At 47.9% G+C, this 26,042-nt stretch carries 5 protein-coding genes; all 5 read right to left on the bottom strand.

Features of this window, described 5'->3' with window-relative positions; genetic code table 11:
* Window positions 1-32: 32 nt before the first annotated feature.
* A complete protein-coding gene (locus tag P6910_RS11710; RefSeq protein ID WP_317146418.1) occupies window positions 33-4,736 on the bottom strand; it encodes a hypothetical protein in 4,704 nt (1,567 codons plus the stop codon).
* Between the two features lie 359 nt (window positions 4,737-5,095).
* Window positions 5,096-9,811 carry a hypothetical protein gene (locus P6910_RS11705; RefSeq protein ID WP_317146417.1) on the bottom strand — a complete coding sequence of 1,572 codons (4,716 nt, stop codon included), beginning with the start codon at window positions 9,809-9,811 and terminating at the stop codon, window positions 5,096-5,098.
* Window positions 9,812-10,228: 417 nt separating this feature from the next.
* A complete protein-coding gene (locus P6910_RS11700; protein WP_317146416.1) occupies window positions 10,229-15,307 on the bottom strand; it encodes a hypothetical protein in 5,079 nt (1,692 codons plus the stop codon).
* Between the two features lie 253 nt (window positions 15,308-15,560).
* Window positions 15,561-20,873, bottom strand: a complete 5,313-nt coding sequence (locus P6910_RS11695; protein ID WP_317146415.1) for a hypothetical protein — start codon at window positions 20,871-20,873, stop codon at window positions 15,561-15,563.
* Window positions 20,874-21,125: 252 nt separating this feature from the next.
* Window positions 21,126-25,841 (bottom strand): hypothetical protein, encoded by a 4,716-nt coding sequence (locus P6910_RS11690; protein WP_317146414.1) that lies wholly within the window; start codon window positions 25,839-25,841, stop codon window positions 21,126-21,128.
* Between the last annotated feature and the right edge of the window lie 201 nt (window positions 25,842-26,042).

Here is a 26,042-nt window from a genome sequence, read left to right as displayed (position 1 = left end):
TTTAGAATCCTTATCAAACGACACAAGTCTTTTTATAAAATACTCCCACACTCATCAAGCAACTCCAGTTCCTGAAAACCCTGATAAACATCAGGATCAACATCGGATAATAAAGGGTCTTGCTTTTTTAACTGTTCTATTTTTCTGCACGCCCTTTGCCTCCATACTTCCAGTATGTGGGTAGGGCTATCGATTTTGGCTTTTTTAAGGAGGGTCACTGTATGCATAAGCTCCATTTCGCTCTCGTACTCCTCCAGTAAATTCAGTATTTCGCTGCCAAAAATTTCTGTCTGGTTGAGCTTTAACCATAAACTGCCAAACGCCTGTTTTTGTGGTTCCAATTCATTCTCTGGCTGACATACTTCCGCTTGCCTGGATTGAACGTTATCCAGCTTCTGCCATTGATCTGCAGTCAAATAATAGTGTTCAGATATCCCGGTGATTTTCAAAACAGTCCTGAACTGCTCTTCTGACCAGTTGCTGATGGCCATTTTTTCATCCCGTATTTCCAGCTGTGGCATTGGAAATCGGTAGTTTTGAACTCCGTCACCTGACACCTCAACCTCAAGCCACTGCCCTTTGACGGTGAATGACATCTCATTGAGGTTCTGCATCAAGACAGCAATATAGCTCAAGGCTAACTGTTCTCCTGAAGGGATAAGTCCGGAGACAGGTATCTCAACATGGTTGTTGTCGGTCGTTTGCATCCCGGACAGAAAGTGATCGGGAATATCGTGATCCCAAGGTAGAAGACTATGGGTTTTTAGCAGTGCTTCAAACAGTATCTGGATGCCTTCTTTGGTGATGTCATGGGTTTTTAGTTGCAGGCAGGCTTCAAGCAGCTTCTTTAACCAATGGGAAGAATGCTCTTTGCTGAGTTTTTGCAGGGCACTCAACGAGGAAAACAGGTCGAATACAGCTTGGGCATGGCTGGCATCCAGAAAACGCAGCCGATCATCCTTTGTTAAGGGTTGCAGGATTTCCAGATAGAGCCTTTGCATAAAGTCGAGTTTCAGCACCGCCGACAATGGTTGCAATAGGGCAGAGTACTGCTGCCATAGTCTTTTATCTGGCAATGACTTCAGCCGCTTGGCAAAAAAGACAAAACGCTCCCTGTCTTCATCGCAAGAACACAGGAACATTGCTCTATTTAACACGGGCAAAGGCACGGCTTTCATTGAATGACGGCACAAAAAATGCCGATCCTCTTGATTAGCCTGAAGGTAGCGTTTGACGCTTTTCCCTCCAGAAGAAGATAAAAGCCCTATCAATGATTCCAGCGTCAGAGCCGTTTTAGTCTGTTCATCAAATTGGCAGAACTCTTTTAAAACCGTCCATTTTAGCGACCAGTCTGGCTTAGGGGTGAAAAGATAAAGAGCGAGTGTTTTTATCTGGCGATTGTATTTATCATCTCCTTCATTGTCCGGGCTGCCAAGTTCTCCGGTAAGTTCCGCAGGCAGTAACTGTTTCAGTTGTGTTTCCCAGTGTTGCAGCATCCTGGTAGCAGGTAGCCCTTCTGATACCCAGAGCCTGGACATGATTTGCAGTAGCCTGTGATTGGGCGCCCCACTGCAACCTATCCAGTCCAGCACTTTTTTCACAGGCTCATGTTTGGGCAAGCTTTGGCCGTGATTCATGGACGAGAAAGTGCGCAACAACTTCATATTGAGCTCACCATTCTTGTGCTTCAATTCAGGCCAACCCAACATCTCTTTCACGTTCTCATGTTTGAGCATACCTCTGTTATTATTCATGGATGAAAAGGCGCGGAACAACTCCGTACTGAACTCGCCATCCTTGTCTTTCCATTCCGGCCAACCCAACATCTCTTTCACTTCCTTTTGTTTGAGCATGCCTTTGCTACTATTCATGGACGAGAAGGCGCAGAACAGCTCCATATAGAACTCGCCATCCTTGTCTTTCCATTCCGGCCAGCCCAGCACTTCTTTCACCTGCTCATGTTTGAGGATGCCTTTGCCATGATTCATAGATGAGAAGGCGCGGAACAGCTCTATACTGAACTCGCCATCCTTGTCTTTCCATTCCGGCCAGCCCAGCACCTCTCTCACTTCCTCTTGTTTGAGCATGCCTTTGCTATGATTCATAGACGAGAAGGAGCGGAAGAGTTCCATACTGAACTCGCCATCCTTGTCTTTCCATTCCGGCCAGCCCAGCACCTCTTTCACTTGCTCATGTTTGAGCATGCCTTTACCATTGTTCATGGATGAGAAGGAGCGGAACAGCTCCATACTGAATTCGCCATCCTTGTCTTTCCATTCCGGCCAGCCCAGCACCTCTTTCACTTGCTCATGTTTGAGCACGCCTTTGCCATTATTCATGGATGAGAAGGCGCGGAACAGCTCCATACTGAACTTGCCATCCTTGTCTTTCCATTCCGGCCAGCCCATCACCTCTTTCACTTCCTTTTGTTTGAGCATGCCTTTGCCATTATTCATAGACGAGAAGGAGCGGAACAGCTCCACACTGAACTCGCCATCCTTGTCTTTCCATTCCGGCCAGCCCAGCACCTCTTTCACTTCCTTTTGTTTGAGCATGCCTTTGCCATTATTCATAGACGAGAAGGAGCGAAACAGCTCCATACTGAACTCGCCATCCTTGTCTTTCCATTCCGGCCAGCCCATCACCTCTTTCACTTCCTTTTGTTTGAGCATGCCTTTGCCATTATTCATAGACGAGAAGGAACGGAGCAGCTCCATACTGAACTCACCATCCTTGTCTTTCCATTCCGGCCAGCCCAGCACCTCTCTCACTTCCTCATGTTTGAGCATGCCTTTGCGATTGTTCATTGACGAGAAGGATCGGAACAACTTCGTATTAAACTCGCCATCCCTGTCTTTCCATTCCGGCCAGCTCAGTACCTCTTTGACTTCCTCATGTTTAATAATGCCCTTGCTGCAATTCATAGACGAGAAGGAGCGGAACACCACCATACTGAACTCACCATCCTTGCCTTTCCATTCCGGCCAGCCCAGCACCTCTCTCACTTCCTCATGCTTGGGTAAACCGTGGCCATTATTCATGGACGAGAAAGAGCGGAACAGTTCGATATTGAACTCGCCATCTTTGTCTTTCCATTCAGACCAGCCCAGTATTGCTTTCACTTCCTTATTTGTGGGCACGCCTTTGCGATTATTCATGGACGAGAAAGAAGTCACTACCTCTAAACTCGCTAAATATTCGAGTTCATCCTGGCTACGCTCTGCAAAACTACGGATATGTTTTTTGCTATTATTCAGCATGCTGGTCAGCATGCCTGTATTTTTGACGTTTTTAGAAAGGTGCCCAAAAAAGGCGGCGGCATTATCGAAGAAACCATTAAAAGAATCTCTATCTACGAAACCAAGCAGCTTATAAAAAGTGTCCTTGGCATTGATGTTTTTTTCCTTGAATACCGCCACCAGGGTTTGCACTTTTTTCAGCTCTTCCTGACTTAATTCGTACTTGATATTTGCTTTTATTTTTTCTAACGGATCATCGGGAATTTGAGTGTCTGGCGGTTTCTTTTTTTTGGCCGGTGGTGCATTAGCAGCTGCTTTTGAATTATTTCTCTTTCTACCTGACTCCTTCTTTTTTTTCGGATCGGGCTCTGGTGAATCCGGTTCTGCTTCTTCCCGGATTCGTCTTGCCCTTTTGTTACCTTGAATGCCCGACAGGCACTTGTTGCACAACAACGCTGAAGCTGTTGTCTGATTTGCTACACGTTCTAATTCCTGTGGATTCAGTACTTTGTCACATTTTGAACAAGTGACAATTGAGTTACCCGTATCCTGCTCAGCTGATGGACTCAGTGGGTCATCGCCTCCACGACCATTGGCGCCTGTCGAACCGGTTCCCCTGTTACGGGCAGCAGATCCCCTTGTCTGGCCGGTCTGACCTGTTGTCGCGGTCGTTGATGCTTTGGTCGTTCGGGAGGATGAATTCTTTTTCCCGTTACCCGTCTGTCGGCCAGAATATTTGCCAGAAACCATCTCACGGTAAACTCTGAGTTCCTGACCATTCTCTGCCAGCCATGTCTGAACCAGCCCCGGTTGAATCGTGCCAGGGTCTGACCTTTCCAGATCAAGAATATCGGCTTCAATTATCATGATCCGGTCTGACAAAATCCGGGCCAGCGTGGTTTGGCCTGTCATAATTGCCCATAGTCGTTTGATTTGTAATATTATAAGCAGTTGCTTTTTTTGCTGCAGACAAGTTTGGACAGGATCAGGAACAAGGGTAAGGTCAGGTTGGGGCTCTGGGTCAGGACTCCCGCTGTTTCCGTCAGGTGGCTTATCGCCATCATCTCCTACTGCGGCGCCCTTGGTGATCAGACCATTAGAAGTGTTCTCCAGAACTTCAGGGGGCACGTAAAACTCCAACAACTCGTTCCCACGCTCCGGAGGCTGTCGCAAAACTCCAACAGCTCGTTCCCATGCTCTGAGGTCGTCATTCCCGCGAAGGCGGGAATCCAGCGCCAACGGTGGATCCCTGCCTTCTCGGGGATGACAAGGCCAGGGGGGCACCGGGCAGTACGGTTCTGGTGGTGAGTCAGTGTGGATTCCCGCCTTCGCGGGAATGACGAGAATTAAGCCGGGAATGACGGGAGTCAACTCGTGACACCCTCGAAGATAATCGGGCTGTTCAGGTACAGCTAACTTATGGGAATACAGGAAATGAGCTGGTAGCGGGCTTGAGCCGACTAATTCCAATGCATGCAGCGAATCCCCAAACAACATCGTCACTAGCAGAAGCAGTGATCGGACCATCAAGCAGGCAGCTTTTTTTTGTTGTGAGCGTCTCATAGATCCAGGCTAATAAAATCAGCTTCTTTGAATCCATTCGCTAGCAGCCTGTCGGACTTAAGCGTCCGTAGCGAGGATTGCAAGAAATTGAGGATAAAAATCTCTGTTTCTGAGGAGAATAGCGAGCTATTTGACGAAGAAACAGGGATTTTTAGACCAATTTATTGCAACCACAGTAGGACAGTCTTAAGTCCGACAGGCTGCTAGTGGAAAAAATTCGCACGTCATCCGGCTTAGGCCTGATGATTCACGTTTGCGTTAGATTTTATAGCACCGCACTGGCAAGCTTGCCATCAACGGATTTGGCAAATACTCCCGCATCCATCAAGCAACTCCAGTTCCTGACAACCCTGATAAACATCAGGATCAACATCGGATAATAAAGGGTCTTGCTTTTTTAACTGTTCTATTTTTCTGCACGCCCGTTGCCTCCATACTTCCAGTATGTGGGTAGGGCTATCGATTTTGGCTTTTTTAAGGAGGGTCACTGTATGCATAAGCTCCATTTCGCTCTCGTACTCCTCCAGTAAATTCAGTATTTCGCTGCCAAAAATTTCTGTCTGGTTGAGCTTTAACCATAAACTGCCAAACGCCTGTTTTTGTGGTTCCAATTCATTCTCTGGCTGACATACTTCCGCTTGCCTGGATTGAACGTTATCCAGCTTCTGCCATTGATCTGCAGTCAAATAATAGTGTTCAGATATCCCGGTGATTTTCAAAACAGTCCTGAACTGCTCTTCTGACCAGTTGCTGATGGCCATTTTTTCATCCCGTATTTCCAGCTGTGGCATTGGAAATCGGTAGTTTTGAACTCCGTCACCTGACACCTCAACCTCAAGCCATTGGCCTTTGACGGTAAAGGACATCTCGTTGAGGTTCTGCATCAACACAGAGATATAGCTCAGGGCCAACTGTTCTCCTGACTGGATAAGTCCGGAGACAGGTATCTCAACATGATTGTTGTCGGTCGTTTGCATCCCGGACAAAAAGTGATCGGGGATATCGTGATCCCAAGGTAGAAGACTATGGGTTTTGAGCAGTGCTTCAAACAGTATCTGGATACCTTCTTTGCTGATGTCATGGGTTTTTAGTTGCAGGCAAGCTTCAAGCAGCTTGTTTAACCAATGGGTAGAACGCTCTTTGCTGAGTTTTTGCAGGGCGCTCAACGAGGGAAACAGGTCGAACACAACCCGGGCATGGCTGGTATCCAGAAAACGCAGCTGTTCAGCCTGTGTTAAGGGTTGCAGGATTTCCAGATAGAGCCTTTGCATAGAGTCGAGTTTCAGCACCGCCGATAATAGTTGCAACATGGCTGAGTATTGCTCCCATAGTCTTTTATCTGGCAATGAGTTCAGCCGCTTGGCAAAATAGACAAAACGCTCCCTGTCTTCTTCGGAAGAACAAAGCAACATTGCTCTATTTAACACGCGCAAAGGCACGGCTTTTATTGAATGACGCCACAAAAAATGCCGATCCTGTTGATTAGCCTGAAGGTAGCGTTTGACACTTTTCCCTCCAGAAGAAGATAAAAGTCCTGTCAATGATTCCAGCATCAGAAGCGTTTCAGTCTCTTTATGTAATTGGCAGAACTTTTTTAAAACTGTCCATCTTAGCAACCACTCTGGCTTAGGGGTAGAAAGATAAAGAGCGACTGTTTTTATCAGACGATTGTATTTATCATCTCCTTCATTATCCGGGTTGCTGTGTTCTCTGGTAAGTTCTTTAAGCAGTAACTGTTTCAGTTGTGTTTCCCGGTGTTGCAGCATCTTGATAGCAGGTAGCCCTTCTGATACCCAGAGCCTGGGCATGATTTGCAGTAGCCTGTGATTGGGCACCCCCCGGCAATCTATCCAGTCCAGCACTTTTTTCACAGGCTCATGTTTGGGCAAGCCTTGGCTGTGATTCATGGACGAGAAAACTTGGAACAGCTCCATATTGAACTCGCCACCCTTGTGTTTCCATTCAGGCCAACCCAACATCTCTTTCACTTCCTTTCGTTTGAGCATGCCTTTGCTATGATTCATAGACGAGAAGGAGCTGAACAGCTCCATGTTGAACTCGCCATCCTTGTCCTTCCATTCCGGCCAACCCAGCACCTCTTTCACTTGTTCATGTTTGAGCAGCATGCCTTTGCCACTATTCATTGACGAGAAGGATCGGAACAACTTCGTATTAAACTCGCCATCCCTGTCTTTCCATTCCGGCCAGCCCAGCACATCTTCCACTTCCTCTTGTTTGAGCATGCCTTTACCATTGTGCATGGATGAGAAGGAGCGGAACAGCTCAATGTTGAACTCGCCATCCTTGTCTTTCCATTCCAGCCAGCCCAGCACCTCTTTCACTTCCTCATGATTAATCATGCCCTTTCTGCTATTCATGGATGAGAAAGATCGGAACAACTCCATATTGAACACGCCATCCTTGTCTTTCCATTCCAGCCAGCCCAGCACCTCTTTCATTTCCGCATGTTTAATCATGCCCTTGCTGCTATTCATGGATGAGAAGGAGCGGAACAGCTCCATACTGAACTCTCCATCCTTGCCTTGCCATTCCGGCCAGGCGAGCACCTCTTTCACTTGCTTATGTTTGAGGATGCCTTTGCCATGATTCATAGACGAGAAGGCGCGGAACAGCTCGATATTGAACTCTCCATACTTGTCTTTCCATTCAGGCCAACCCAGCATCTCTTTCACTTCCTTTTGTTTGAGCATGCCTTTGCCACTATTCATGGATGAGAAGGAGCGGAAAAGCTCCATACTGAACTCGCCATCCCTGTCTTTCCATTCCGACCAACCCAGCACCTCTTTCACTTGCTCATGTTTCAGGATACCTTTGCTATGATTAATAGACGAAAAGGAGCGGAACAGCTCCATATTGAACTCGCCATCCCTGTCCTTCCATTCCGGCCAGTTCAGTACTTCTTTCACTTCCTTTTGTTTGAGCATGCCTTTGCCATGATTCATGGATGAGAAGGAGCGGAAAAGCTCCATACTGAACTCGCCATCCTTGTTCTTCCATTCCGGCCAGCCCAGCACCTCTTTCACTTCCTTTTGTTTGAGCATGCCTTTGCAACTATTCATGGATGAGAAGGAGCGGAAAAGCTCCATACTGAACTCGCCCTCCCTGTCTTTCCATTCCGACCAACCCAGCACCTCTTTCACTTGCTCATGTTTGAGCATGCCTTTGCCATGATTCATGGATGAGAAGGAGCGGAACAGCTCCATGTTGAACCCGCCATCCTTGTCTTTCCATTCCGGCCAGCTCAGCACCTCTTTCACTTCCTCATGTTTGAGCATGCCTTTACAAGTGTTCATGGATGAGAAGGAGCGGAAAAGCTCTATACTGAAGTCGCCGTCCTTGTCTTTCAATTCCGGCCAGCCCAGTGTTGCTTTCACTTGCTCATGTGTGGGCACGCCTTTGCCATTATTCATGGACGAGAAAGAAGTCACTGCATCTAAACTCGCTAAATATTCGAGTTCATCCTGGCTATGCTCTGCAAAACTACGGATATGTTTTTTACAATTATTCAGCATGCCGGTCAGCATGCCTGTATTTTTGACGTTTTCAGAAAGATGCCCAAAAAAAGCGGTGGCATTATCGAAGAAGCCATTAAAAGAATCTCTATCTACGAAACCAAGCAGCTTATAAAAAGTGTTTTTTACAGTGATGTTTTTTTTCTTGAACACCGCCATCAGGGTTTGCACTTTTTTCAGCTCTTCCTGACTTAATTCATACTTGATATTTGCTTTTACTTTTTCTAACGGATCATCGGGAGTTTGAGTGTCTGGCGGTTTCTTTTTTTTGGCCGGCGGTGCAGTAGCAGCTGCTTTTGAATTATTTCTCTTTCTACCTGGCTCCTTCTTTTTTTTCGGAGCGGGTTCTGGTGAATCCGGTTCTGCTTCTTCCCGGATTCGTCTTACCCTTTTGTTACCTTGAATGCCCGACAGGCACTTGTCGCACAACAACGCTGAAGCTGCTGTCTGATTGGCTACACGTCCTAATTCCTGTGAATTCAATACCTTGTCACACTTCGAACAAGCGGCAACCGTATTTCCGGTATTCTGCTCAGCTGAGGGTTTCGGTGGGCCATCGCCTCCACGACCATTGGCACCTGTCGAACCGGTTCGCCTGTTACGGGCAGCGGATCGGCTTGTCTGGCCAGTCTGACCTGTTGTCGCGGTCGTTGATGCTTTGGTCGTTCGGGAGGATGAATTCTTTTTCCCATTACCCGTCTGTCGACCAGAATATTTGCCAGAAACCATCTCACGGTAAACCCTGAGTTCCTGACCATTCTCTGCCAGCCATGTCTGAACCAGCCCCGGTTCAATCGTGCCAGGGTCTGACCTTTCCAGATCAAGAAGATCGGCTTCAATCACCATGATCCGGTCTGACAAAATCCGGGCCAGTGTTGTTTGGCCTGTCATAATTGTCCATAGTCGTTTGATTTGTAATATTATAAGCAGTTGCTTTTTTTGCTGCAGACAAGTTTGGACAGGATCAGGAATAAGGGTAAGGACAGGTTGGGGCTCTGGGTCAGGACTTCCGCTGTTTCCGTCAGGTGGCTTATCGCCATCATCTCCTACTGCGGCGCCCTTGGTGATCAGACCATTAGAAGTGTTCTCCAGAACTTCAGGGGGCACGTAAAACTCCAACAACTCGCTCCCACGCTCCGGAGGCTGTCGCAAAACTCCAACAGCTCGTTCCCATGCTCTGAGGTCGTCATTCCCGCGAAGGCGGGAATCCAGCGCCAACGGTGGATCCCTGCCCTCTCGGGGATGACAAGGCCAGGGGGGCACCGGGCAGTACGGTTCTGGTGGTGAGTCAGTGTGGATTCCCGCCTTCGCGGGAATGACGAGCATTAAGCCGGGAATGACGGGAGTCAACTCGTGACACCCTCGAAGAGGATCGGGCTGTCCAGGTTCAGCCAACTTATTGGAATACAGGAAATGAGCTGGTAGCGGGCTTGAGCCAACTAATTCCAATGCATGCAGCGAATCCCCAAACAACATCGTCACTAGCAGAAGCAGTGATCGGACCATCGAGCAGGCAGCTTTTTTTTGTTGTGAGCGTCTCATAGATCCAGGTTAATAAAATCAGCTTCTGTGAATCCATTCGCTAGCAGCCTGTCGGACTTGAGCGTCCGTAGCGAGGATTGCGAGAAATTGAGGATAAAAATTTCTGATTCCGAGGAGAATAGCGAGCTATTTGACGAGGAAGCAGGAATTTTTAGACCAATTTATCGCAACCGCAGTAGGACAGTCTAAAGTCCGACAGGCTGCTAGTGGAAAAAATTCGTACGTCATCCGGCTTAGGCCTGATGATTCACGTTTTCGCTAGATTTTATAGCACCACACTGGCAAGCTTGCCATGAACGGATTTGTCAGACAGTTTGTTTTTAGAAGCTTTATCAGACGACACAAGTCTTTTTAGAAAATACTCCCACACCCATCAAGCAACTCCAGTTCCTGACAACCCTGATAAACATCAGGAGCAACATCGGATAATAAAGGGTCTTGCTTTTTTAACTGTTCTATTTTACTGCAAGCCCGTTGCCGCCATTCTTCCAGTATGCAGTTATCGGTATCGATTCTGGCTTTTTTAAGGAGGGTCACTGTATGCATAAGCTCCATTTCACTCTCGTACTCCTCCAGTAAATTCAGTATTTCGCTGCCAAAAATTTCTGTCTGGTTGAGCTTTAACCATAAACTGCCAAACGCCTGTTTTTGTGGTTCCAATTCATTCTCTGGCTGACATACTTCCGCTTGCCTGGATTGAACGTTATCCAGCTTCTGCCATTGATCTGCAGTCAAATAATAGTGTTCAGATATCCCGGTGATTTTCAAAACAGTCCTGAACTGCTCCTCTGACCAGTTGCTGATGGCCATTTTTTCATCCCGTATTTCCAGCTGTGGCATTGGAAATCGGTAGTTTTGAACTCCGTCACCTGACACCTCAACCTCAAGCCACTGCCCTTTGACGGTGAATGACATCTCATTGAGGTTCTGCATCAAGACAGCAATATAGCTCAAGGCTAACTGTTCTCCTGAAGGGATAAGTCCAGAGACAGGTATCTCAACATGGTTGTTGTCGGTCGTTTGCATCCCGGACAGAAAGTGATCGGGGATATCGTTATCCCAGGGTAGAAGACTATGGGTTTTTAGCAGCGCTTCAAACAGTATCTGGATGCCTTCTTTGGTGATGTCATGGGTTTTTAGTTGCAGGCAGGCTTCAAGCAGCTTCTTTAACCAATGGGAAGAATGCTCTTTGCTAAGTTTTTGCAGGGCGCTCAACGAGGGAAACAGATCGAATACAGCCTGGGCATGGCTGGCATCCAGAAAACGCAGCTGATCATCTTTTGTTAAGGGTTGCAGGATTTCCAGATAGAGCTCTTGCATATATTCGAGTTTCAGCACCCCTGACAATGGTTGCAACAGGGCTGAGTACTGCTCCCATAGTCTTTTATCAGGCAATGACTTCAGCCGCTTGGCAAAAAAGACAAAACGCTCCCTGTCTTCATCGGAAGAACACAGGAGCATTGCTCTATTTAACACGCGCAAAGGCACGGCTCTCATTGAATGACGCCACAAAAAATGCCGATCCTGTTGATTAGCCTGAAGGTAGCGTTTGATGCTTTTCCCTCCAGAAGAAGATAAAAGCCCTATCAATGGTTCGAGCATCAGAACCGTTTTAGTCTGTTCATGAAATTGGCAGAACTCTTTTAAAACCGTCCATGTTAGTGACCAGTCTGGCTTAGGGGTGGAAAGATAAAGAGCGACTGTTTTTATCTGGCGATTGAATTTGTCGTCATCTTCTTCATCCTCTGAATCGCTATTGTATTCGTCATTTCCCTCATTATCCGGGCTGTTATGTTCTCCAGTAAATTCTGTAGACAGCCACTGTTTCATTTGTGTTTCCCGATGTTGAAGCACTTCAATAGCAGGTAGCCCCTCTGATTTCCAGAGTCTGGACATAATTTGCAATAGCAGATGATTGGATGCCCCCTGGTAACGTATCCAGCCCAGCACTTTTTTCACAGGCTCATATTTGAGCAAGCCACGGCCATTATTCATAGACGAGAAAGCGCGGAACAACTTCATATTGAACACGCCATCTTTGTGTTTCCATTCCGGCCAGTTCAGCACCTCTTTCACTTTTTCATGTTTGAGCATGCCTCTGGTATTTTTCATGGACGAGAAGGCGCGGAAAAGCTCCATATTGAACTCGCCCTTGTCTTTCCATTCCGGCCAGCCCAGCACCTCTTTCACTTGCTGATGCCCGGGCACACCCTGACCATGATTCATCGACGAGAAAGCGCGTAATAACTTCGTATTGAACACACCATCTCTGTCTTTCCATTCCGGCCAGCCCAGCACCTCTTTCACTTGCTTATGTTTGAGCATGCCTTTGCCATGATTCATAGACGAGAAAGCGCGGAACAGCTCGATACTGAACTCACCATCCTTGTCTTTCCATTCCGGCCAGTCCAACACCTCTTTCACTTCCTTTTGTTTGAGCATGCCTTTGCCACTATTCATGGATGAGAAGGAGCGGAACCGCTCAATGTTGAACTCGCCATCCTTGTCTTTCCATTCCGGCCAGCCCAGCACCTCTTTCACTTCCTCATGTTTGAGCATGCCTTTACCATTGTTCATGGATGAGAGGGAGCGGAACAGTTCCATACTGAACTCACCATCCTTGTCTTTCCATTCCGGCCAGCCCAGCACCTCTTTCACTTCCTTTTGTTTGAGCATGCCTTTGCCGTTATTCATAGACGAGAAGGCGCGGAGCAGCTCCATACTGAACTCACCATCCTTGTCTTTCCATTCCGGCCAGCCCAGCACCTCTTTCACTTCCTTTTGCTTGAGCGTGCCTTTGCCGTTATTCATAGACGAGAAGGCGCGGAGCAGCTCCATACTGAACTCACCATCCTTGTCTTTCCATTCCGGCCAGCTCAGCACCTCTTTCACTTGCCCATGTTTGAGCGTGCCTTTGCCATTGTTCATGGATGAGAAGGCGCGGAACAGCTCCATACTGAACTCGCCATCCTTGTCTTTCCATTCCGGCCAGCCCAGCACCTCTTTCACTTGCTCATGTTTGAGCATGCCTTTGCCATGATTCATAGACGAGAAGGAGCGGAACAGCTCAATACTGAACTCGCCATCCATGTCTTTCCATTCCGGCCAGCCCAGCATCGTTTTCACTTGCTTGTGTTTGAACATCCCTTGGCCATTATTCATGGACGAGAAGGCGCGGAACAGCTCCATACTGAACTTGCCATCCTTGTCTTTCCATTCCGGCCAGTCCAGTACCGCTTTCACTCGCTCATGTTGGAGAATGCCTTTGCCATGATTCATAGATGAGAAGGCGCGGAACAGCTCAATACTGAATTCGCCATCTTTGTCTTTCCATTCCGGCCAGCCCAGCACCTCTTTCACTTCTTCATGTTTAATCATGCCCTTGCTGCTATTCATGGACGAGAAGGCGCGGAACAGCTCAATGTTGAACTCGCCATCCTTGTCTTTCCATTCCGGCCAGTCGAGCACCTCTTTCACTTGCTCATGTTTGAGCATGCCTTTGCCATGATTCATAGACGAGAAGGCGCGGAACAGCTCCATAATGAACTCGCCATCATTGTCCTTCCATTCCGGCCAGCCCAGCATCTGTTTCACTTGCTCATGTTTGAGCATGCCTTTGCCATGATTCAAAGACGAGAAAGCGCGGAACAGCTCCATACTGAACTCGCCATTCTTGTCTTTCCATTCCGGCCAGCCCAGCACCTCTCTCACTTCCTCATGCTCGGGTACGCCGTGGCCATTATTCATAGATGAGAAAGAGCGGAACAGTTCGATATTGAACTCGCCATCTTTGTCTTTCCATTCAGACCAGCCCAGTATTGCTTTCACTTGTTCATGTGTGGGCACGCCTTTGCCATTATTCATGGACGAGAAAGAAGTCACTACCTCTAAACTCGCTAAATATTCGAGTTCATCCTGACTACGCTCTGCAAAACTACGGATATGTTTTTTTCTACTATTCAGCATGCCGGTCAGCATGCCTGTATTTTTAAAGTTTTCAGAAAGGCGCCCAAAAAAGGCGGCGGCATTATCGAAGAAGCCATTAAAAGAGTCTCTATCTACGAAGCCAAGCAGCTTATAAAAAGTGTTTTTTACAGTGATGTTTTTTTTCTTGAATACCGCCACCAGGGTTTGCACTTTTTTCAGCTCTTCCTGACTTAATTCGTACTTGATATTTGCTTTTATTTTTTCCAATGGGTCATCGGGGATCTGACTGTCTGCCGGTTTCTTTTTTTTGGCCGGTGGTGCGGTAGCAGCTGCTTTTGAATTATTTCTCTTTTTACCCGGGCTCTTCTTTTTTTTTGGAGCAGGTTCTGATGAATCCGGTTCTGCTTCTTCCCGGATTCGTCTTACCCTTTTGTTACCTTGAATGCCCGACAGGCACTTGTTGCACAACAACACTGAAGCTGCTGTCTGATTTGCTACACGTCCTAATTCCAGCGAATTCAATACCTTGCCACACTTCGAACAAGCGACATCCGAATGTCCGGTATTCTGCTCAGCTGAGGGTTTCAGTGGGTCATCGCCTCCACGACCATTGGCGCCTGTCGAACCGGTTCCCCTGTTACGGGCAGCAGATCTGCTTGTCTGGCCGGTCTGAACTGTTGTTGCGGTCGTTGATGCTTTGGTCGTTCGGGAGGATGAATTCTTTTTCCAGTTACCCGTCTGTCGGCCAGAAACCATCTCACGGTAAACTCTGAGTTCCTGACCATTCTCTGCCAGCCATGTCTGAACCAGCCCCGGTTGAATCGTGTCAGGGTCTGACCTTTCCAGATCAAGAAGATTGGCTTCAATCACCATGATCCGGTCTGACAAAATCCGGGCCAGCGTGGTCTGGCCTGTCATAATTGTCCATAGTCGTTTGATTTGTAATATTAGAAGCAGTTGTCTTTTGTGCTGCAGACAAGTTTGGACAGGATCAGGAATAAGGGTAAGGTAAGGTTGACGCTCTGGTTCAGGACTCCTGCTGTTTCCGTCAGGTGGCTTATCGCCATCATCTCCTACTGCGGCGCCCCTGGTGATCAGACCATTAGAAGTGTTCTCCAGAACTTCAGGGGGCACGTAAAACTCCAACAACTCGTTCCCACGCTCCGGAGGCTGTCGCAAAACTCCAACAGCTCGTTCCCATGCTCTGAGGTCGTCATTCCCGCGAAGGCGGGAATCCAGCGCCAACGGTGGATCCCTGCCTTCTCGGAGATGACAAGGCCAAGGGGGCACCGGGCAGTAGGGTTCTGGTGGTGAGTCAGTGTGGATTCCCGCCTTCGCGGGAATGACGAGAATTAAGCCGGGAATGACGGGTGTCAACTCGTGACACCCTCGAAAAGAATCGGGCTGTTCAGGTTCAGCCAACTTATTGGAATACAGGAAATGAACTGGTAGCGGGCTTGAGCCGACTAATTCCACCGCATGCAGCGAATCACCAAACAACATCGTCACTAGCAGAAGCAGTGATCGGACCATCGAGCAGGCGGCTTTTTTTTGTTGTGAGCGTCTCATAGATCCAGGCTAATAAAATCAGCTTCTGTGAATCCATTCGCTAGTGGAAAAAATTCGCACGTCATCCGGCTTAGGCCTGATGATTCACGTTTGCGCTAGATTTTATAGCACCGCACTGCCGAGCTTTCCATAAACGGAGTTGGCAGACAGTTTTTTTTAGAAGCCTTATCAGACAACACAAGTCTTTTTAGAAAATACTCCCACACCCATCAAGCAACTCCAGTTCCTGACAACCCTGATAAACATCAGGATCAACATCGGATAATAAAGGATCTTGCTTTTTTAACTGTTCTATTTTTCTGCACGCCCGTTGCCGCCATTCTTCCAGTATATGAGTAGCGCTATCGATTCTGGCTTTTTTAAGGAGGGTCACTGTATGCATAAGCTCCATTTCGCTCTCATACTCCTCCAGTAAATTCAGTATTTCGCTGCCAAAAATTTCTGTCTGGTTGAGCTTTAACCATAAACTGCCGAACGCCTGTTTTTGTGGTTCCAATTCATTCTCTGGCTGACGTGCTTCAGCTTGCCTGGATTGAACGTTATCCAGTTTCTGCCATTGATCTGCGGTCAAATAATAGTGTTCAGATATCCCGGTGATTTTCAAAACAGTCCTGAAGTGTTCCTCTGACCAGTTGCTGATGGCCATTTTTTCATCCTGTATTTCCAGCTGTGGCATTGGAAAGCGGTAGTTTTGAACTCCGTCACCTGGCACCTCAACCTCCAGCCACTGCCCTTTGACGGTAAAGGACATCCCGTTGAGGTTCTGCATAAGCACAGCGATATAGCTCAGGGCCAACTGTTCTCCTGATTGGATAAGTCCGGAGACAGGTATCTCAACATGGTTATTGTCGGTCGTTTGCATCCCGGACAAAAAGTGATCAGGAATATCGTTATCCCAGGGTAGAAGACTATGGGTTTTGAGCAGCGCTTCAAACAGTATCTGGATGCCTTCTTTGGTGACGTCATGGGCTTTGAGTTGCAGGCAGGCTTCAAGCAGCTTCTTTAACCAATGGGAAGAATGCTCTTTGCTGAGTTTTTGCAGGGCGCTTAACGAGGGAAACAGATCGAATACAGCCTGGGCATGGCTGGCATCCAGAAAACGCAGCTGATCATCCTTTGTTAAGGGTTGCAGGATTTCCAGATAGAGCCTTTGCATAAAGTCGAGTTTCAGCACCGCCGACAATGGTTGCAACAGGGCTGAGTAATGCTCCCATAGTCTTTTATCCGGCAATGACTTCAGCCGCTTGGCAAAATAGACAAGACGCTCCCTGTCTTCATCGCAAGAACACAGGAACATTGCTCTATTTAACACCCGCAAAGGCACGGCTTTCATTGAATGACGCCACAAAAAATGCCGATCCTGTTGATTAGCCTGAAGGTAGTGTTTGACGCTTTTCCCTCCAGAAAAAGATAAAAATCCTATCAATGATTCCAGCATTAGAAGCGTTTCAGTCTCTTTATGCAATTGGCAGAACTGTTTTAAAACCGTCCATTTTAGCGACCAGTCTGGCTTAGGGGTGGAAAGATAAAGAGCGACTGTTTTTATCTGGCGATTGTATTTATCGTCTCCTTCATTATCCGGGTTGCTGTGTTCTCCGGTGAGTTCTGTAAGCAGTAACTGTTTCAGTTGTGATTCCCAGTGTTGCAGCATCCTGATAGCAGGTAGCCCTTCTGATACCCAGAGCCTGGGCATGATTTGCAGTAGCCTGTGATTGGGCGCCCCCCGGCAATCTATCCAGTCCAGCACTTTTTTCACAGGCTCATGTTTCGGCAAACCTTGGCTGTGATTCATGGACGAGAAAGCGCGGAACAGCTTTATATTGAGCTCGCCACCCTTGTGTTTCCATTCAGACCAGCCGAGCACCTCTTTCACTTTCTCATGTTTGAGCATACCTCTGTTATTATTCATGGATGAAAAGGCGCGGAACAACTCCATACTGAACTCGCCATCCTTGTTTTTCCATTCAGGCCAACCCAACATCTCTTTCACTTCCTTTTGTTTGAGCATGCCTTTGCCACTATTCATGGACGAGAAGGCGCAGAACAGCTCAATATTGAACTCGCCATCCTTGTCTTTCCATTCCGGCCAGCCCCGCACCTCTTTCACTTGCACATGTTTGAGCATGCCTTTGCAATGGTTCATAGATGAGAAGGCGCGGAACAGCTCTACAATGAACTCGCCATCCTTGTCTTTCCATTCCGGCCAGCCCAGCACCTCTTTCACTTCCTCTTGTTTGAGCATACCTTTGCCATGATTCATAGACGAGAAGGAGCGGAACAGCTCCATAATGAACTCGCCATCCTTGACTTTCCATTCCGGCCAGCCGAGCACCTCTTTCACTTGCTCATGTTTGAGCATGCCTTTGCCATTGTTCATGGATGAGAAGGCGCGGAACAGCTCCATACTGAAGTCGCCATTCTTGTCCTTCCATTCCGGCCAGCTCAGCACCTCTTTCACTTGCTCATGTTTGAGCATGCCTTTGCCATTGTTCATGGATGAGAAGGCGCGGAACAGCTCCATACTGAAGTCGTCATTCTTGTCCTTCCATTCCGGCCAGCTCAGCACCTCTTTCACTTGCTCATGTGTGGGCACGCCTTTACCATTGTTCATTGATGAGAAGGAGCGGAACAGCTCCATATTGAACTTGCCATCCTTCTCTTTCCATTCCAGCCAGCCCAGCACCTCTTTCACTTCCTCTTGTTTGAGCATGCCCTTTCTGCTATTCATGGATGAGAAGGCGCGGAACAGCTCAATGTTGAACTCGCCATCCTTGTCTTTCCATTCCGACCAGACCAGCACCTCTTTCACTTGCTCATGTTTGAGCATGCCCTTGCCATTGTTCATGGATGAGAAGGCGCGGAGCAGCTCCATACTGAACTCACCATCCTTGTCTTTCCATTCCGACCAACCCAGCACCTCTTTCACTTGCTCATGTTTCAGGATGCCTTTGCCATGGTTCATAGACGAGAAAGAACGGAACAACTCCATACTGAACTTGCCATCCTCGTCTTTCCATTCCGGCCAGCCCAGCACCTCTTTCACTTCCTCTTGTTTGAGCATACCTTTGCCAAGATTCATAGACGATAAGGAGCGGAACAGCTCCATATTGAACTCGCCATCCTTGTCCTTCCATTCCGGCCAGCCCAGCACCTCTTTCACTTGCTTTTGTTTGAGCATGCCTTTGCCATGACTCATAGACGAGAAGGAACGGAGCAGCTCTATACTGAACTCACCATCCTTGTCTTTCCATTCCGGCCAGCTCAGCACTTCTATCACTTGCTCATGTTTGAGCATGCCCTTGCCATTGTTCATGGATGAGAAGGAGCGGAGCAGCTCCATACTGAACTCACCATCCTTGTCTTTCCATTCCGACCAACTCAGCACCTCTTTCACTTGCTCATGTTTCAGGATGCCTTTGCCATGGTTCATAGACGAGAAAGAACGGAACAACTCCATACTGAACTCGCCATCCTCGTCTTTCCATTCCGGCCAGCCCAGCACCTCTTTCACTTCCTTTTGTTTGAGCGTGCCTTTACCACTGTTCATGGATGAGAAGGAGCGGAATAGCCCAATACTGAACTCGCCATCCTTGTCTTTCCATTCCGACCAGGCCAGCACCTCTTTCACTTCCTCATGTTTGAGCATGCCTTTACTACTGTTCATGGATGAGAAGGCGCGGAACAGTTCCATACTGAACTCGCCATCCTTGTCTTTCCACTCCGGCCAGCCCAGCACCTCTTTCACTTGTTCATGTTTCGGCATGCCTTTGCCACAATTCATTGACGAGAAGGATCGGAACAACTTCGTATTAAACTCACCATCCCTGTCTTTCCATTCTGGCCAGCCCAGTATTGCTTTCACTTCCTTATCTGTGGGCACGCCTTTGCTATTATTCATGGACGAGAAAGAAGTCACTGCATCTAAACTCGCTAAATATTCGAGTTCATCCTGGCTACGCTCTGCAAAACTACGGATATGTTTTTTGCTATTATTCAGCATGCCCGTCAGCATGCCTGTGTTTTTGACGTTTTCAGAAAGGTGTCCAAAAAAGGCGGCGGCATTATCGAAGAAACCATTAAAAGACTTTCTATCTACAAAACCAGACAGCTTATAAAAAGTGTTTTTTACAGTGATGTTTTTTTTCTTGAATACCGCCACCAGGGTTTGCACTTTTTTCAGCTCTTCCTGACTTAATGCGTACTTGATATTTGCTTTTATTTTTTCTAACGGATCATCGGGAATTTGAGTGTCTGCCGGTTTCTTTTTTTTGGCCGCTGGTTCAGCAACAGCTGTTGAATTCTTTCTCTTTCTACCCGGGCCCTTCTTTTTTTTCGGAGCGGATTCTGGTGAATCCGGTTCTGCTTCTTCCCGTTCCCGGACTCGTCTTACCCTTTTGTTACCTTGAATGCCCGACAGGCAATTGTTGCACAACAACGCTGAAGCTCCTGTCTGATTTGCTACACGTCCTAATTCCTGTGGATTCAACGCCTTGTCACACTTCGAACAAGCGACAACCGAATTTCCCGTATTCTGCTCAGCTGAGGGTTTCAGTGGGTCATCGCCTCCACAACCATTGGCGCCTGTCGAACCGGTTCCCTTGTTACGGGCAGCAGATCTGCTTGTCTGGCTGGTCTGACTCGCTGTCGTGGTCATTGATGCTTTTGTCGTTCGGGAGGATTGGTTCTTTTTCCCGTTGCCCACCTGCCGACCAGAAAATTTGCCAGAAACCATCTCACGGTAAACTCTGAGTTCCTGACCATTGTCTGCCAGCCATGTCTGAATCAGCCCCGGTTCAATCATGCCAGGGTCTGACCTTTCCAGATCAAGAAGATCGGCTTCAATCACCATGATCCGGTCTGACAAAATCCGGGCCAGCGTGGTTTGGCCTGTTATAATTGCCCATAGTCGTTTGATTCGTAATATTACAAGCAGTTGCTTTTTTTGCTGCAGACAAGTTTGGACAGGATCAGGAACAAGGGTAAGGTAAGGTTGACGCTCTGGTTCAGGACTCCTGCTGTTTCCGTCAGGTGGCTTATCGCCATCATCTCCTACTGCGGCGCCCCTGGTGATCAGACCATTAGAAGTGTTCTCCAGAACTTCAGGGGGCACGTAAAACTCCAACAACTCGTTCCCACGCTCCGGAGGCTGTCGCAAAACTCCAACAGCTCGTTCCCATGCTCTGAGGTCGTCATTCCCGCGAAGGCGGGAATCCAGCGCCAACGGTGGATCCCTGCCTTCTCGGGGATGACAAGGCCAGGGGGGCACCGGGCAGTAGGGTTCTGGTGGTGAGTCAGTGTGGATTCCCGCCTTCGCGGGAATGACGAGAATGAAGCCGGGAATGACGAGAATTAAGCCGGGAATGACGGGAGTCAACTCGTGACACCCTCGAAGAGGATCGGGCTGTTCAGGTTCAGCTAACTTATGGGAATACAGGAAATGAGCTGGTAGCGGGCTTGAGCCGACTAATTCCAATGCATGCAGCGAATCCCCAAACAACATCGTCACTAGCACAAGCAGTGATCGGACCATCGAGCAGGCAGCTTTTTTTTGTTGTGAGCGTCTCATAGATCCAGGCTAATAAAATCAGCTTCTGTGAATCCATTCGCTAGTGGAAAAATTCGCACGTCATCCGGCTTAGGCCTGATGATTCACGTTTGCGCTAGATTTTATAGCACCGCACTGGCGAGCTTTCCATAAACGGAGTTGGCAGACAGTTTTTTTTAGAAGCCTTATCAGACGACACAAGTCTTTTTAGAAAATACTCCCACACCCATCAAGCAACTCCAGTTCCTGACAACCCTGATAAACATCAGGATCAACATCGGATAATAAAGGGTCTTGTTTTTTTAACTGTTCTATTTTTCTGCACGCCCTTTGCCGCCATTCTTCCAGTATGTGAGTAGCGCTATCGATTTTGGCTTTTTTCAGGAGGGTCACTGTATGCATAAGCTCCATTTCGCTCTCATACTCATCCAGTAAATTCAGTATTTCGCTGCCAAAGATTTCTGTCTGGTTCAGCTTTAACCATAAACTGCCAAACGCCTGTTTTTGTGGTTCCAATTCATTCTCTGGCTGACGTGCTTCAGCTTGCCTGGATTGAACGTTATCCAGTTTCTGCCATTGATCTGCAGTCAAATAATAGTGTTCAGATATCCCGGTGATTTTCAAAACAGTCCTGAACTGCTCCTCTGACCAGTTGCTGATGGCCATTTTTTCATCCTGTATTTCCAGCTGTGGCATTGGAAATCGGTAGTTTTGAACTCCGTCAGCTGGCATCTCAACTTCAAGCCACTGCCCTTTGACGGTAAAAGACATCTCATTGAGGTTCTGCATCAACACAGCGATATAGCTCAGGGCCAACTGTTCTCCTGATTGGATAAGTCCGGAGACAGGTATCTCAACATGGTTATTGTCGGTTGTTTGCATCCCGGACAGAAAGTGACCGGGAATATCGTTATCCCAAGGTAGAAGACTATGGGTTTTGAGCAGCGCTTCGAACAGTATCTGGATGCCTTCTTTGGTGATGTCATGGTTTTTTAGTTGCAGGCAGGCTTCAAGCAGCTTGTTCAGCCAATGGGAAGAATGCTCTTTGCTAAGTTTTTGCAGGGCGCTCAACGAGGGAAACAGATCAAATACAGCCCGAGCATGGCTGGCATCCAGAAAACACAGCTGATCATCTTTTGTTAAGGGTTGCAGGATTTCCAGATAGAGCCTTTGCATAAAGTCGAGTTTCAGCACCGCCGACAATGGTTGTAACAGGGCTGAGTACTGCTCCCATAGTCTTTTATCCGGCAATGACTTCAGCCGCTTGGCAAAATAGACAAAACGCTCCCTGTCTTCATCGCAAGAACACAGGAGCATTGCTCTATTTAACACGTGCAAAGGCACGGCTTTCATTGAATGACGCCACAAAAAATGCCGATCCGGTTGATTAGCCTGAAGGTAGCGTTTGACGCTTTTCCCCCCAGAAGAAGATAAAAATCCTATCAATGATTCCAGCATCAGAAGCGTTTCAGCCTCTTTATGCAATTGGCAGAACTGTTCTAAAACTGTCCATCTTAGCGACCACTCCGGCTTAGGGGTGGAAAGATAAAGAGCGACTGTTTTTATCTGGCGATTGTATTTATCATCTCCTTCATTATCCGGGCTGCTAAGTTCTCCGGTAAGTTCTGTAAGCAGTAACTGTTTCAGTTGTGTTTCCCAATGTTGCAGCATCTTGATAGCAGGTAGCCCTGCTGATACCCAGAGCCTGAGCATGATTTGCAGTAGCCTGTGATTGGGCGCTCCCCGGCAACCTATCCAGTCCAGCACTTTTTTCACAGGCTCATGTTTGGGCAAGCCTTGGCTGTGATTCATCGACGCGAAAATGCGGAACAGCTTTATATTGAGCTCGCCACCCTTGTGTTTCCATTCAGGCCAGTTCAGTACCTCTTTCACTTGCTCATGTGTGGGCACGCCTTTACTATTGTTCATGGATGAGAAGGAGCGGAACAGCTCCATATTGAGCTCGCCATCTTTGCCCTTCCATTCCGGCCAGCCCAGCACCTCTTTCACTTCCTTTTTTTTGAGTACACCTTTACCATTGTTCATGGATGAGAAGGAGCGGAACAGCTCCATACTGAACTCGCCATCCTTGTCTTTCCATTCCGGCCAACCCAGCACCTCTTTCGCTTCCTTTTTTTTGAGCACGCCTTTACCATTGTTCATGGATGAGAAAGAGCGGAACAGCTCCATACTGAACTCACCATCCTTGTCTTTCCATTCCGGCCAGCTCAGCACCTCCTTCACTTGCTCATGTTTGAGGGTGCCTTTACCATTGTTGATGGATGAGAAGGAGCGGAACAGCTCCATGCTGAACTCACCATCCTTGTCCTTCCATTCCGGCCAGCCCAGCACCTCTTTCACTTGCTCATGTTTGAGCATACCTTTACCACTGTTCATGGATGAGAAGGAGCGGAACAGCTCCATATTGAACTCGCCATCCTTGTCTTTCCATTCCGGCCAACCCAACACCTCTTTCACTTGCTCATGTTTGAGCATGCCTTTTCTATGATTCATGGATGAGAAGGAGCGGAACAGCTCCATGTTGAACTCGCCATCCTTGTCTTTCCATTCCGGCCAGCTCAGAACCTCTTTCACTTCCTCTTGTTTGAGCATACCTTTACTACTGTTCATAGATGAGAAGGAGCGGAACAGCTTCATACTGAACTCACCATCCTTGTCTTTCCATTCCGGCCAGCCCAGCACTAGTTTCACTTGCTCATGTTGGAGCACGCCCTTGCCATGACTCATAGATGAGAAGGAGCGGAACAGCTCGATATTGAACTCGCCATCCTTGTCTTTCCATTCCAGCCAGCCCAGCAGCTCTTTCACTTGCTCATGTTTGAGCATGCCTTTGCCATGATTCATAGACGAGAAGGCGCGGAACAGCTCCATGTTGAACTCGCCATGCTTGTCTTTCCATTCCTTCCAGCCCAGCACCTCTTTCACTTGCTCATGTTTGAGCATGCCTTTGCTACTATTCATAGACGAGAAGGAGCGGAACAGCTCCATATTGAACTCGCCATCCTTGTCTTTCCATTCCGACCAGGCCAGCACCTCTTTCACTTGCTCATGTTTGAGCATGCCTTTGCCATGATTCATAGACGAGAAGGAGCGGAACAGCTCCATGTTGAACTCTCCATCCTTGTCCTTCCATTCCGGCCAGCCCAGCACCTCTTTCACTTGCTCATGTTTGAGCATGCCTTTGCCATTGTTCATTGACGAGAAGGAACGGAACAACTTCGTATTAAACTCGCCATCCCTGTCTTTCCATTCTGGCCAGCCCAGTATTGCTTTCACTTGTTCATGTGTGGGCACGCCTCTGCTATTACTCATGGACGAGAAGGAATTCAATAGATCCAAACTTGCTAAATATTCGAGTTCACTCAGGCTACGTTCTGCGAAACTACGGATATGTATTTTTTTATTACCCAGCATGCCGGTCAGCATGCCTGTATTTTTGAAGTTTTCAGAAAGGTGCCCAAAAAAGGCGGCGGCATTATCGAAGAAACCATTAAAAGACTTTCTGTCTACACAACCAGGCAGCTTGTAAAAAGTGTTTTTTACAGCGATGTTATTTTTCTTGAATACCGCCACCAGAGTTTGCACTTTTTGCAGCTCTTCCTGACTTAATTCGTACTTGATATTTGCTTTTATTTTTTCCAATAGGTCATCGGGGATCTGAGTGTCCGGCGGTTTCTTTTTTTTGGCCGCTGGTTCAGCAACAGCGGTTGAATCTTTTCTCTTTCTAGCCGGGCCCTTCTTTTTTTTCTGAGCAGGTTCTGATGAATCCGGTTCTGCTTCTTCCCGGATTCGTTTTACCCTTTTGTTACCTTGAATGCCCGACAGGCACTTGTTGCACAACAACGCTGAAGCTGTTGTCTGATTTGCTATACGTTCTAATTCTTGTGGATTCAGTACTTTGTCACATTTTGAACAAGTGACAATTGAGTTACCCGTATCCTGCTCAGCTAATGGACTCAGTGGGTCATCGCCTCCACGACCATTGGCGCCTGTCGAACCGGTTCCCTTGTTACGGGCAGCAGATCCCCTTGTCGTCTGACCTGTTGTCGCGGTCGTTGATGCTTTGGTCATTCGGGAGGATTGGTTCTTTTTCCCGTTGCCCACCTGTCGGCCAGAATATTTGCCAGAAACCATCTCACGGTAAACTCTCAGTTCCTGACCATTCTCTGCCAACCATGTCTGAACCAGCCCCGGTTGAATCGTGCCAGTGTCTGATCTTTCCAGATCAAGAAGATCGGCTTCAATCACCATGATCCGGTCTGACAAAATCCGGGCCAGCGTGGTCTGGCCTGTCATAATTGCCCATAGTCGTTTGATTTGTAATATTACAAGTAGTTGCTTTTTTTGCTGCAGACAAGTTTGGACAGGATCAGGAATAAGGGTAAGGTCAGGTTGGGGCTCTGGTTCAGGACTCCCGCTGTTTCCGTCAGGTGGCTGATCGTCATCATCTCCTCCGGCGGCGCCCCTGGCGATCAGCGCATTTGAAGTTTTCTCCAAAACTTCAGGGGGCACGTAAAACTCCAACAACTCGTTCCCACGCTCCGGAGGCTGTCGCAAAACTCCAACAGCTCGTTCCCATGCTCTGAGGTCGTCATTCCCGCGAAGGCGGGAATCCAGCGCCAACGGTGGATCTCTGCCTTCTCGGGGATGACAAGGCCAGGGGGGCACCGGGCAGTAGGGTTCTGGTGGTGAGCCAGTGTGGATTCCCGCCTTCGCGGGAATGACGAGAATGAAGCCGGGAATGACGAGAATGAAGCCGGGAATGACGGGCGTCAACTCGTGACACCCTCGAAGAGGATCGGGCTGTTCAGGTTCAACTAACTTATGGGAATACAGGAAATGAGCTGGTAGCGGACTTGAGCCGACTAATTCCACTGCATGCAGCGAATCCCCAAACAACATCGTCACTAGCACAAGCAGTGATCGGACCATCGAGCAGGCAGCTTTTTTTTGTTGTGAGCGTCTCATAGATCCAGGCTAATAAAATCAGCTTCCGTGAATCCATTCGCTAGTGGAAAAAATTCGCACGTCATCCGACTTAGGCCTGATGATTCACGTCTGCGCTAGATTTTATAGCACCGCACTGGCGAGCTTGCCATAAAC

Origin of the sequence: Endozoicomonas sp. 8E (assembly GCF_032883915.1) — a bacterium.
Taxonomy (GTDB): Bacteria; Pseudomonadota; Gammaproteobacteria; order Pseudomonadales; family Endozoicomonadaceae; genus Endozoicomonas_A.
Note: the sequence above shows the minus strand (reverse complement) of the source record. Positions and strands in the feature narration are given on the sequence as shown.